We start from the raw sequence: 13467 nt of genomic DNA, 5'->3' as shown, positions 1-13467 counted from the left end.
AAGAATGCGGGATTTTTTTATTTATATATTTTTAGGTTTAGCTTTTGTTTCATTCGGACAAAAGACTAAATATACACATGCCGATTCCATTAAAGGTAAGATTACAAAAGAGCGAGAGTGGTGGAACGTACTGCATTACGATCTAAACGTTTCTTTTAATCCTTCCGACAGCAGTATTAAGGGCCGAAATAAAATTACGTTTAAAGCATTAACATCGGGAAGAACAATGCAAATTGATTTGCAGGCACCAATGGTGTTAGATAGTGTTTTACAGGCAGGAAAAAAATGTGTTTGGAAAAAAGATGGAGACGCTTACTTCGTGGAATTGAACGTAGCTATTGACAAATCTATCACTGAGAACATCATAACGTGTTTTCATGGCAAACCGCATGTTGCAAAAATTCCACCATGGGATGGCGGTTTAATATGGAAAAAAGACAAGAACAAGAATCCGTGGATTTCGATTGCGTGTCAGGGCATGGCGGGAAGTGTTTGGTTTCCTTGCAAAGATCACATGTATGACGAACCTGATAGTACGCGCTTTACAATTGATAATGTTCCCGAAGGACTTGTGGCTGTTTCTAACGGTCGGCTTAAAGCGGCAAACGAAAACAGTAACGGAAGCGCAAGTTATGTTTGGGAAGTAAAAAATCCTATCAATAATTACAACATCATTCCTTATATTGGAAAGTATGTACATTTTAGTGATACCATAATGGGCGAGAAGGGCGAGCTTAAGTTAAATTATTGGGTGTTGGATTACAACCTGGAAAAAGCCAAGCAACAATTTAAGCAAACGAAAAGCATGCTGCATTGTTTCGAATATTGGTTTGGTCCTTATCCTTTTTATGAAGATGAGTATAAACTAGTGGAAGCACCACATTTGGGAATGGAACATCAAAGTGCTGTAGCCTATGGAAACGGTTATGTAAATGGATATATGGGGCGCGATTTATCCTTAACAGGATGGGGACTTAAATGGGATTTTATTATAGTTCACGAATCCGGGCACGAGTGGTTTGGAAATAATATTTCGGTAAAAGATGTGGCAGATAATTGGGTACACGAAGGTTTTACAGCGTATTCTGAAAATTTATATACAGAGTATTTGTTCGGAAAAAAAGCCGGGGCAGAATATGTAATCGGAACGCGTAAAAGCGTGTTGAACGACAAGCCTGTTATTGGCGATTACGAAGTAAATAATGATGGTTCCGGAGACAAATATTATAAAGCCTCTAACATGCTACATACAATTCGTTATATTCTTAATAACGATTCAATATGGCGAGCTTTTTTGCGCGACATCAATAAAACATTCTATCACCAAACCGTTAGTACTAAACAATTAGAAGAGTTTATGATTTCATATTTGAAGTTGGATTTACAAAAGGTATTTGATCAATATCTTCGTACAACACAAATTCCGGTTCTTCAGTATAAATTAAAGAAGGGAAAACTAAGTTATCGTTGGGCAAATTGCGTGGAAGGGTTTAACATGCCGCTCAGAATTAATACTTCCAAAGGAAGTTTAATGCTAAAGCCAACCACTCAGTTTCAGGACGTGAAAATTAAATCTACGGCTTTCGGTCCTGATGAAAATTATTATATAGAAATGACGAAGATTAATTAATTATCTTTGAACCCCTATGGCAAATACAAACAAGAAAGCGATACTGTTTATTTTCATTACACTTTTGGTTGATTGTACAGGAATTGGAATTATCATTCCGGTGGTTCCTTCCTTAATACAACAGCTAACAGGCTCCAACGTAAGTGAGGCGGCGACTTATGGCGGATGGTTAACTTTTGCTTATGCTATCATGCAGTTTGTGTTCTCGCCGGTATTGGGGGGGCTTAGCGACCGTTATGGAAGAAGGCCGGTGCTTTTAATTTCCTTATTAGGATTAGGAATTGATTACCTCTTTTTATTTTTTGCTCCGGATTTATGGTGGTTATTTGTTGGACGAATAATAGCGGGCATTTGCGGGGCAAGTTTCACAACAGCCTCAGCCTACATTGCAGACATAAGCACAGAAGAAAATCGTGCACAAAATTTCGGAATGATTGGAGCGGCTTTTGGATTAGGATTTATAGTAGGACCATTATTAGGAAGTTTGTTCAGTAGTTTTGGTGTTCGTGTTCCGTTTTTAGCAGCAGCAGCATTGTCACTTTTAAATTGGGCTTATGGATATTTTATTTTACCGGAATCTTTATCTAAAGAAAACAGACGTCCCTTCGATTGGAAACGCGCAAATCCATTAGGCTCACTTCTGCACTTGAAACGATACCCTGCTATTTTAGGTTTAATATTGGCAATGGTATTAATATATATTGCGGGTCATGCGGCACAATCAACCTGGACATTTTTTACCATTGAACGCTTTCACTGGAACGAGCAATGGATAGGATATTCTATTGCGTTTGTTGGCGTGACCGTTGCGCTTGTTCAGGGAGGATTGATTAGATACACTACAAAAATTTTGGGCACCAACAAATCGGTAATAGTTGGATTGCTCTTTTACGTAATTGGTTTTACTTTGTTTGCCTTTGCTTCACAAGGTTGGATGATGTTTGTGTTTATGATTCCATATGCATTAGGAGGTATTGCGGGGCCGGCATTGCAAGGCTTAATGACGGGGCACGTTCCATCTAATGAGCAAGGCGAATTACAAGGCGCTATTACAAGCTTAGTGAGTTTAACCTCCATTGTTGGTCCTTTATTAATGACAAGCCTGTTTTCTTTTTTTACTGCACCAAGCGCGCCGTTTTATTTTCCTGGCGCTCCTTTTATGATGGGCGCAGTCCTAACACTGGTGAGCGTGTTTATTTCGGTATTCGCGCTAAAAAGAATGAATTAGTATACCCTTTTTAAGGTATTCCCCTATGTAAACCTGATTATAATCAGTCAAAATACCTCGTTTTAGGTATTGGGTAATGCCTTCGTTTAGGGCATCTTTGTGTCATAAATAAAACCCATGAAAAACCTATTATACTACCCATTAATTGTAAGCGCATTGGCGTTTACAGCATGTAAAAAAGATAAAGGTCCTGAGCCTGAACCAACCCCGGAACCGAGCGGACCGAGTTATACTGTTCCAACATCATATACCTTCGCTAATGTAAATTATACGGGTCAAACACAACGTCTTGATATGGTTGCTGAAATGAAAACGTATATGAATACAGGTAATACGATAGGTGTAACAGTGTCCGCTCAAAAATTAAAGGACATGTATGCGAACGTAAACAGTCAATTTACTAACGCTTCATTAAACATATCCGGAAAAGACATCAAATCAAAAGTGTTTTTAGCTGACCAAACTTTGTTTGAAACATATATGGATAATTTGGAAGCCGCTTCACAGTCTACTGTTGCAGGAAGTAATGGCGTTGCCGGTGTTGTTACGAGCCCTTCAAATCCTTCAAAAAAATATTTATGTGACGCGAACGGCGTTGAGTGGACACAGGTCATTGAAAAGGGATTAATGGGATCGCTAATGTATTATCAGACCACTGCGGTTTATTTGGATGCTTCTAAAATTGGAAACGGTGTAGACAACACTACTGTTGTGGCAGGACAAGGAACAAATATGGAACATCACTGGGATGAGGCTTTTGGCTATTTTGGTGTACCTGTTGATTTTCCAACCAACACTACCGGTATTCGTTTTTGGGGAAAATATTGCAACGACCGTAATGCGGTGCTATCTATTAATTCAACGATAATGAATGCGTTTTTAACAGGCCGTGCAGCTATTTCAAATAAAGATTATACAACACGCGACGCGCAAGTAACTGTAATTCGCGACACTTGGGAAAAAGTAATTGCAGCAACAATCATCAGCTATGTGAATTCAACGAAATTGAACATCACAGATGATGCGGTGAGAAACCATAATCTGTCTGAAATAAAGGGATTCTTGATGAACTTAAAATGTAATCCAACAAAAAAAATCACACTCACTCAAATTTCACAAATAGAGGCGTTGTTAGGGACTAATTTTTATAACATAACCACCACCAGCCTTGACCAGATAAAAGACGATTTAAGTAATATTTACGGATTAAACAGCGTTAAAAACTCATTGTAAAAATGAAAATTAAAATAATTTTACCGGCGTTAATCCTTTTGTTTTTCTCTTGCAAAAAAAAGGAAAAGACCGAAGAAGATAAACCGCCTTTTGATAAACAAGCGCTCTTAGTGAATATGGCCGACAATGTAATATTGCCGGCCTATTCTGATTTTAAGACCTCACTCGATAGCTTGGTTTTAACATATAATACTTTTAAAACAAGCGAACAGCAAAGCGATTTCCAAATCGTAAAACAAAAGTTTCATGTGGCGTGTATGCGATATCAACGTATTAGTTTGTTTGAATTCGGCCCTGCAGAAAACGTAATTGTGAGAATGAACTTTAATGTTTTTCCAACCGACACAACACAAATCAAAAACAACATTGCCGCAGGAACATATAGTTTGGACGCCGCCTCGAATCTCGATGCAAAAGGGTTACCTGCGTTAGATTATTTGTTTTACGGTTATATGAAAACAGAAACAGACATCGTTGCTTCATTTACAACATCCGTTAATCGTAAGCAATATGTAACGGATGTGTTAAATGATATGTCATCTAAATTGAATTTAATTATCAACGATTGGAACACGTCTTATAAAAACACGTTCATAAATTCGCTAAGCACGGATGTTGGTAGTTCTATTGGCTTCCTTGTTAATCAATTGAACTATGAGTTAGATTATTTAAAAAACTCAAAAGTGGGTATTCCCTTGGGAAAAAAATCACTTGGAATTCCTTTACCTGAAAAGTGCGAAGCTTTTTATGGCGCGCAATCACTCGATTATGCGTACGAAACATTGAGAATAATTGAAGATGTGTATACAGGAAAAAGCACTACCGGGTTTGACGATTATTTGATTCATTTGGAAGCTCCCTATAATGGAGGATTGTTAAACGATGCAATCATTGCACAATTTAATGTTGCTAAAGCCAAATTAAAAGCCGTTCCAAATCCATTATCGGCTCAGGTCACATCAAATGCAGCTGTAGTTGATGCCGCTTATATTGAACTTGTAAAATTATTGGTTTTATTAAAAACAGATATGCCTTCGAGCCTGGGCGTCATTATTACCTATCAGGACGGTGATGGAGATTAAGTCTTTAAAGAAATACTTATTAAATGAAAAAAGCATAGCCCCCTTAGTTGTTTTCCGAATAGCTTTTGGGGTTTTAATGCTAGCATCAATAACCCGATTTATTTATAAAGGATGGGTACATAGCATGTACATCATGCCGAAAGTTTATTTTCCTTTTTACGGATTTGAATGGGTTAAGCCTTTGTCGCCCGAAGGCATGTATATTGTTTTTGGATTAATGTTAGTGGCATGTGTTGGAATTATACTTGGCGCGTTTTATCGTTTATCAGCTGTTTTGTTTTTTCTGCTTTTCACCTATGTTGAACTTATAGATAAAACAAATTATCTCAATCATTATTATTTTATCAGTCTCGTTTCATTTCTTCTGATTTTTATTCCTGCGCATAAAAGTTTTTCTATCGACAATATTCGTTTGAAAAAGCAGGACTCTACATCCGCACCGGCATTTTATTTGTTGTTATTACAACTACAGATGTTTGTCGTATATTTTTTTGCAGGCATTGCCAAATTAAATTACGATTGGTTGTTTGAAGCTCAACCTTTGAAAATCTGGTTGCCTGCTTTTTCCCATTATCCAGTAATAGGATCATTCATGGAGAAGGAATGGGTAGCGTACTTGTTTTGTTGGTTTGGTTGTATATACGACTTATCGATTGGTTTTTTTCTTTTTAATCGCCGCACCGTTAACATAGCCTATGTATTTGTAATAATTTTTCATGCGGCAACAGCTCTGTTTTTTAACATCGGCATGTTTCCATATATTATGATGACAATTACCATTGTTTTCTTTAAAGAAGAGTTTCACGAAAAGATTATAAATTCATTAATAAAAATTACAGGATACAAACCAAATAGCACAAACACAGCCTACACACCATTAAATCCGCACTTGCTGAATTTTTTTATGCTGTATTTTGTTATTCAGTTTGTAGTACCATTTCGTTATGCTCTCTATCCCGGAAAATTATTTTGGACAGAACAGGGTTATCGTTTTTCGTGGCGCGTTATGCTGATGGAAAAAGCGGGGACAGCTTTCTTTTTCGTTAAAGATGAAAAATCTGGAAGAGAATCGGAAGTAGATAATAAAAAGTATCTGACTTTTTTGCAAGAGAAAATGATGGCAACCCAACCTGACATGATGGTTGACTATGCAAAATTCTTAAAAGAAGAATATAAAAAAATGGGATTTACAAACCCCACCGTGCGTGCCCAAAGTTATGTTACTCTAAATGGTTCCGGTTCAAGAGAGTTTATTAATTCAACTATTGACCTAAGTTCGCAGAGTAATTCTTTTTTAAAAAATAAATCATGGGTTAAAAGTTACTGATGTACAAGTTAATTTTCATATTTCTTTTTATTTGTTCATTTGTGTTTTCTCAAAACGATTCTTTAATGGCTGATTCTGCTCAGTCAAAAAAGCAAATTAACCTGAATGAAATTGAAGTCAATGCCCAAAAGGATAATTCTTTCGGAATATCTCGTTTAAATAACATAGAAGGAACATCTGTTTATGCGGGAAAAAAAACGGAAGCCGTCTACCTCGAAGATTTAAATGCAAATTTAGCCGCTAACAATAGCCGTCAGGTTTTTTCTAAGGTGGCCGGAATTAATATTTTTGAGAACGATGGTTCGGGAACCACCATCGGAATTGGCGGCCGCGGATTAAATCCTAATCGTATTTCAAACTTTAACACTCGTCAAAATGGATACGATATCTCTGCCGACGCGTTGGGGTATCCTGAAAGTTATTATACACCCCCAACAGAAGCGATTGAACGAATTGAAATATTAAGAGGAGCCGCGAGTTTGCAATACGGAACGCAGTTCGGCGGCATGATTAACTATAGATTTAGGGAAGCTCCTGAAGCAAAAAAAATTTCTGGAAATTTTCGTCAAACGGGAGGGACTTACGGATTTTTAAATTCGTTTAATCAATTATCAGGAACGGTTTCAAAAGTTTCCTATAATGGGTTTTATCAGTATAAACATTATGACGGATGGCGTTCACGCTCTACTGTAAATAGCCATAATGCTTTTGGCGCATTGAAATTTAAAGTTAACGAGCGTTTTTTTATTAAGACGGAGTATACTTTTTTAAATCTTTTAAGTCAGCAGCCCGGTGGATTAACAGACAAGCAATTTGAGAAAGATCCTTCAACCGTAACGCGACAACGAAATTGGTTTTCTGTTAAGTGGAATCTTGCATCACTGACTGCCGACTATAGAATAACAGATTTCACCCGAGTAAACCTAATGGTTTTTGGTTTATCGGCGGGACGAGATGCTTTGGGGTTCTTAGGGCGAGCTGACAGAAACGACGATACAACCACCAACAGGACTTTATTAAGCGACACATATCAAAATTTTGGTGCAGAGCTTAGGGTATTACATCGCTATTTAACTTTAGGAAATAACTCTCACTTATTAATTGGCGCAAGATACTATAGTGGAAATACCGTAAGAAAGCAAGGTGACGCAAACAAAAATAATACACCGGATTTTTACTTTTTAAATCCGGATAATTTAGAAAATTCTTCCTATGTTTTTCCCTCGTCTAATTACGCTTTTTTTGCAGAGAATGTTTTTCAGTTAACCCCAAAGTGGAACATAACTCCCGGAATACGATATGAAAGTATTAACACTGCTTCCGAGGGATATTATCGTTTACTCAATAAAGATTTAGCAGGCAATGTTTTGTTGGATATGAAAGTAACAGACAACAGAAGCAATTCACGACATTTTGTATTATTAGGAATAGGAACACAATTAAAGCTGAATAGCGGAATTGACCTCTATGCTAATTTTAGTCAGAACTATCGATCTATAAACTTTAATGATATGCGTGTTGCAAACCCAAATTTTCAAGTGGATCCAAACTTAAAAGACGAAAAAGGGTTTACGGCCGATGCGGGTTTTCGGGGTGCAATTAAAAATATATTGTATTTTGACTTAAGTGTTTTTTGTTTGGAGTATAAAGATCGTATTGGTACGGTACTTGGCGTTGATTCTATAAATTACACGGTGGTTCGCTATAGAACAAATGTAAGCGATAGTCGTAATATTGGGGTTGAATTATTCGCGGAAGTAGATTGGATAAAATTAATCAATCGTAACAGCAAACATAAACTTACAACATTTATCAACGCGGCATACACAACGGCTACCTATATAAATAGTGAGCAAACAGCGTATTTAAATAAAAAAGTAGAGTATGTACCCGATATTATTATTAGAGCGGGACTGACTTATGCGTATAAAAAATTTAGCGCAACAATATTAAACGCGTATACTTCGCAACAATTTTCAGAAGCAACAAACTCTATGGCTTCTGCTTCCGGAATTTACGGGATTATTCCCGCATATAATGTGCTTGATTTTTCTGCGGGCTATAGCCAAAAAAACTGGGGAGTTTTTGCAGGTATCAATAACGTAGGAAATTCAGTCTATTTTTCACGAAGGGCGGAAGGATACCCCGGACCGGGAATAATACCGGGCGACCCAATAAACGCGTATTGTACTCTACAATTCAAATTCTAATCTTTGTTAAATAAGGCTCGCTAACAAAAGCATTCTGTATTTTTGCGCAGAATGTTTACTCTGCGTCTATATATAATTATACTGTTTTTGTTACCACAAATTCAGTTTTCTCAAAACAACAAGCAACATTATTATCATAACAATGGATGGTTCATGTATTTTGGCAACCATGCGTTCTCAAAACATATCGGCCTTCATGCTGAGGTTCAGTGGCGCCGACATAATATTGTTTTAGAGCCGCAACAATTATTATTACGTGGCGGAATTAATTTTTACACAGGGCAAAATTCTTTTTTCACACTAGGCTACGCGTACATAGAGACATATCCTTACGGTGAGTTGCCCTCCCCAATTACTTTTCCTGAGCATAGAATTTGGCAACAGTTTCAGACGAAGTTGATGTTAAAGAGAATAGAAATGATAAGTCGCTTTCGTCTCGAACAACGGTATGTACACGCGCCAACGATTAATGTTCACACCGGAAAATTTGAAACAGGCGATGGGGTATATACAAACCGCTTCCGCTTACTTACCCGCTTCTCCTTACCAATAAACAAAAAAGAAATTATTGACCACGCAATATATATTAGTGCCTACGACGAACTGTTTGTGAATTTTGGTAAAAACGTGGGGCTGAATGTTTTTGATCAGAACCGCGCGTATTTCGCACTGGGATATAAAGTGCCGGTAGTAGGACGCGTTGAATTGGGCTATCTGTATCAGACAATAATAAAGAGCGACGGAATTAAAATAGAGAATAATCACACCTTACAAGTTAGTATTACTAACAATCTTTCTTTTAAAAAGAAATCCGGCTAGTTTTTGCAAGCACAACCGGGCTTGTTACAACTCACCATTATTTTTTCAGCGACTTTTGAGGAAAGAACGGCATTCTCACCATTCTTATATTTTACTTTTACAGAGCCATCAAATAAAAATATTTTTTCGACACTTAACTTTTCGTTGAGTCCGATTTTTAAATCAGTTAAATAATTCAAGAACTCCGCGCTGTCTTCATTTACACCAAGCACTGTGCATTTACAACCCTCAACACTGTTTAGTAATGGTCGTCGAACACTCACCGGTAATTTTCCACTTTTATCAGGAATGGGGTCACCGTGCGGATCAAACTTAGGCTCGCCGCTCAGCGTGTAAATTCTGTCAATCAGTTTTTCGGAATTCACATTTTGTAATTGCTCCGCCATTTCGTGAACCTCATTCCAGCCAAACTTACACACCTTGTGCAAAAAGGTTTCCCAAATCCGGTGTTTGCGGATGACGCTTAATGCCTCTTTCTCACCATTACGCGTTAGTTGCGCGCCTTCAATCTTGTTATACGTAATTAGTTTTTCTTTTACCAAAACCAGAAGCCTTTCGAGAACGGTCGGTGGTTTTAAATCAAGATAATAAGCCAAATCACTCAGGCTAACTTTATTGTTTTTTTCGGTGTGACTAATGGCATAAATAGCCCGTAAATATTTTTGGTCGGATGTCTTTAACATAGTACAAAGATACTAAAATTAGGTATACCTAATAATAAAATTAGGTTCTTTGTATTTTTGCATTGTGAGTTTAAGAGCACTAATATTCCTTTTATTACCTTTTTTGTCTTTTGGTCAGAAGTTAAAAGACACACTGGAAGGCAATTCTGTAGAAGAGGTTGTAATTACCGGAACGCTAAAGGAAATTAGTAAAGACGACAGCCCGGTAAATATTGATATCATCACTCCTAAACTTTTCCAGAAAACAGCCACGCCTAATTTGTTTGAAGCTACTTCTTTGGTTAATGGCGTTAAACCGCAAATTAATTGTAATGTGTGTAATACCGGCGATATTCATATAAACGGAATGGAGGGCCCCTATACGTTGATTTTAATTGATGGGATGCCTATAGTAAGCGGACTTTCCTCCGTATATGGTTTAATGGGAATTCCGGCAAGTATGATTGAGAGATTGGAAATTGCAAAAGGTCCGGCCGGCGCGCTTTACGGTTCTGAAGCGATGGGAGGAACTATAAATTTAATTACCAAAAACGCATCCCTTGCACCAAAGTTTTATGCCGACTATTTCGGAACTTCTTATCTCGAAAACAATTTAGACATCAGCACCAAACTCAAATTAGGAAAAAAAGCGAACTGGCTAATCGGCGCAAATGCTTATTGGTATGATACACCTTCTGATATAAACAACGATGGGTTTACGGATGTGACCTTGCAAAAGCGCATCTCAGGATTTAATAAAATTAATTTTAGCAGGAAAGAAAATCGTGAAGCAAGCATAGCCGCACGGTATGTGTATGAAGACCGCTGGGGCGGACAAACTAATTGGGATAAAGAATTCAGAGGAGGCGACAGTGTTTACGGCGAAAGTATTTTCACCAACCGAGCAGAAGTAATTGCTAAATACCAATGGCCTACGCAAGAAAGAATCATGACGCAACTTTCATATAATTTTCACGATCAGGATTCTTATTATGGAACAACGCCTTTTATGGCATTTCAGTCAACGGCATTTGCTCAAACCTACTGGAATAAAACGCTAGGCAGAAAAAAGAGACATGATGCTTTGGTGGGGATAGCTTATAAAAATTTATGGTATGATGACAGTACACCAATAACAGAAGTAAACGAACAATCGCACACAGCAGGTTTATTTCTCCAAGACGAAATCACCCTTGATTCATTAAGTAAACATAAATTGTTATTAGGCTTCAGGGGCGACTACAACAACGTATATAATTTTATTCCCTCTCCGCGCGTTGCGTATAAGTGGGCACCGACATATAAATTTATTTTTCGCTTAAATGCGGGTACCGGATTTAGAATTGTAAATGTGTTTACCGAAGATCACGCAGCATTAACAGGCGCGCGCAAAGTAGAATTCATAGATAAAATAAAGCCCGAGCAATCGTATAATGCCACGCTTAATTTTATTTACAAAATGAAAGCAAGTAAAAGCTCAATGATTATTTGGGACGCATCAGTGTTCTATTATTACTTCACCAATAAAATTGTTGCTAATTATGATTTGGATCCGGATAAAGTCATTTACAACAATCTAACGGGTTACGCGTATTCACAGGGAGCCTCCTTAAACGCTTCGTTGGCTAGTCCGGGAAATTTTAAGTTTAATATTGGCGCAACGTATTCAGATGTTCAAAACATCAACAAAGATTCAGCAGGAAAAGAAATGGCGTCCTGGCAATTGCAATCGCCACGCTGGAGCGGAAACATCATTATTGGTTATAACATACCTACACAAAACATAAAAATTGATTTAACAGGCAATTGGTACGGACCGCAACGCCTGCCTGTTTTGCCGAATGATTACCGTCCGCAATTTTCTCCTTGGTTTTGTTTGTTAAACGCGCAAATATCAAAATCGGTGAAGGATAAATTTGAAATATATGCCGGCGCAAAAAACATTTTGAATTTCGTTCCCGAAAATCCAATCATGAGGCCACACGATCCCTTTGATAAAACAGCAAACGACGTAGTTACAAATCCAAACGGATATACCTTCGATCCTACGTATAATTACGCACCCGTACAGGGTTTGCGTTTTTATATCGGCTTTCGTTTAACAATCAATTAATGCCTTCTTCCACCGCCACTATTTCCACCTGACGGACGTGGAGCAGGAGCAACTCCTCCTTTAGGCGGACTCTTAATCACGGGAGGTTTAGGATTTGACTTTGGCATTTGCATAGGTTGTTTATTCGGAGCCGGCTTCACCGGACTCACATTTCCGGGTTTCATTGGTTTTACGGGCGCAACATTTTTACCGGGTTTGTCATTGCTAAATGCAGGATTTGGTCGGCCAACAGGAGGTTTACCTAAATCCGGACGGCTATATGTTTTCTTGAAAGTTCCTGTGTTTTTTCTTTCCGTATAGTTTGCAGAAACAGAACGTCGTTCAGCATAATACTTTGGATATGTTTTAGAATAGAAAAACGGCGCATGATGATAATAATAATGATGATGATAAAAATGATGGTGATGATAATGCCAATAGTAATGATGCCAAAACAAAGGTTTCCACGGATTCCACCAACCCGGATAATATCCCCAATACCACGGCGAAGCATACACAACATAACCGGGAGAGTAAATATAATTTACAATGACCCATTGATTAACAGGGGGCACAGGTTTTACATCTTCAGTTGGCTGATTGCTGTTATCCGAATTGTAATAATTGTTGGTTGTGTTATTAATGATAACTGTTTTTCCATCAGCAGAAACTGTTGTGTCTGATGTTTTGTTTGATTTGTTCGGAGAAGTTGAGGCGGTTTGTTTTTTTCCGGCAGTGTCATCATTTGGTTCAATGATATAATCTTTTCCATATAATTCAGGATCACCTACAACCTGAACTTTGGTTTTTCCGTTGGCGTCTTTATCAACCGTTATGACAGCAACGTCTTGTTTTTCTGTTTTGCTTACTTCAACTTGTAAAGTAATTAAATGAGAATCACCATCTTTACTGTCTAATACTTTAATATAATCGATTTTATCATCATTGTTAAGATCGAGATTATTGAGCTTATTGTTTTCGGTGTTCAACGATTTTTCAAAAGCCTCAAGCGTTGGCGAATCACGAAACACATCTAACACTGAATATAAGTTAAGGTTATCTCCCGGTAATCCCAGTGAATCTCCGGTTTGTTTGTTTTGTGACACAACAGCACCACCATACAAAAACAATAAAGCAATTATTAACTTTTTCATAATAATAAAATATAGAGTAAAAGTATAACA

10 protein-coding genes are annotated in these 13467 nt (G+C 37.6%); 8 read left to right on the top strand and 2 right to left on the bottom strand.

Going from position 1 to position 13467, the window contains the following annotated elements; translation table 11 throughout:
* The first annotated feature begins 4 nt into the window (after window positions 1-4).
* The 7 genes from J0L69_01870 (at window position 5) to J0L69_01840 (ending at window position 9529) form a co-directional block, all read left to right on the top strand.
* Entirely contained in the window at window positions 5-1630 is a 1626-nt protein-coding gene (locus J0L69_01870) for a M1 family metallopeptidase (protein MBN8691909.1), read from the top strand.
* 16 nt (window positions 1631-1646) lie between these two features.
* Window positions 1647-2858, top strand: coding sequence for a TCR/Tet family MFS transporter (locus J0L69_01865; protein MBN8691908.1), 1212 nt, complete (start codon window positions 1647-1649; stop codon window positions 2856-2858).
* 117 nt (window positions 2859-2975) lie between these two features.
* A complete protein-coding gene (locus J0L69_01860) occupies window positions 2976-4091 on the top strand; it encodes a DUF4856 domain-containing protein (GenBank protein ID MBN8691907.1) in 1116 nt (371 codons plus the stop codon).
* A 2-nt stretch (window positions 4092-4093) separates the two neighbouring features.
* On the top strand, window positions 4094-5173 hold the full coding sequence (locus J0L69_01855) for an imelysin family protein (GenBank protein MBN8691906.1): 1080 nt from the start codon (window positions 4094-4096) through the stop codon (window positions 5171-5173).
* Window positions 5163-6500: an HTTM domain-containing protein gene (locus J0L69_01850; protein ID MBN8691905.1), complete on the top strand. Its 1338-nt coding sequence runs from the start codon at window positions 5163-5165 to the stop codon at window positions 6498-6500. Before J0L69_01855 ends, J0L69_01850 begins: the two co-directional genes overlap by 11 nt.
* Window positions 6500-8710, top strand: a complete 2211-nt coding sequence (locus tag J0L69_01845; protein MBN8691904.1) for a TonB-dependent receptor — start codon at window positions 6500-6502, stop codon at window positions 8708-8710. The genes J0L69_01850 and J0L69_01845 overlap by 1 nt, the downstream gene beginning before the upstream one ends.
* A gap of 87 nt (window positions 8711-8797) precedes the next feature.
* Window positions 8798-9529, top strand: coding sequence for a DUF2490 domain-containing protein (locus tag J0L69_01840; protein ID MBN8691903.1), 732 nt, complete (start codon window positions 8798-8800; stop codon window positions 9527-9529).
* On the opposite strand, the gene J0L69_01835 is transcribed toward J0L69_01840, so the two are convergent.
* Window positions 9526-10212 (bottom strand): metal-dependent transcriptional regulator, encoded by a 687-nt coding sequence (locus tag J0L69_01835; GenBank protein MBN8691902.1) that lies wholly within the window; start codon window positions 10210-10212, stop codon window positions 9526-9528. The genes J0L69_01840 and J0L69_01835 overlap by 4 nt on opposite strands.
* Window positions 10213-10276: 64 nt before the next feature.
* Between J0L69_01835 and J0L69_01830 the strand changes: the two genes are divergently transcribed.
* Window positions 10277-12304 (top strand): TonB-dependent receptor, encoded by a 2028-nt coding sequence (locus J0L69_01830; protein MBN8691901.1) that lies wholly within the window; start codon window positions 10277-10279, stop codon window positions 12302-12304.
* On the opposite strand, the gene J0L69_01825 is transcribed toward J0L69_01830, so the two are convergent.
* The gene (locus J0L69_01825) at window positions 12301-13437 is read right to left on the bottom strand and encodes a hypothetical protein (protein MBN8691900.1); all 1137 of its coding nucleotides are present in this window, start codon (window positions 13435-13437) and stop codon (window positions 12301-12303) included. The two genes, J0L69_01830 and J0L69_01825, sit on opposite strands and share 4 nt — an antisense overlap.
* Between the last annotated feature and the right edge of the window lie 30 nt (window positions 13438-13467).

It is taken from the genome of Bacteroidota bacterium (assembly GCA_017303905.1).
Lineage (GTDB): Bacteria > Bacteroidota > Bacteroidia > B-17B0 > Aurantibacillaceae > JAHEYG01.
This window is presented reverse-complemented; position numbering and strand designations above follow the sequence as displayed.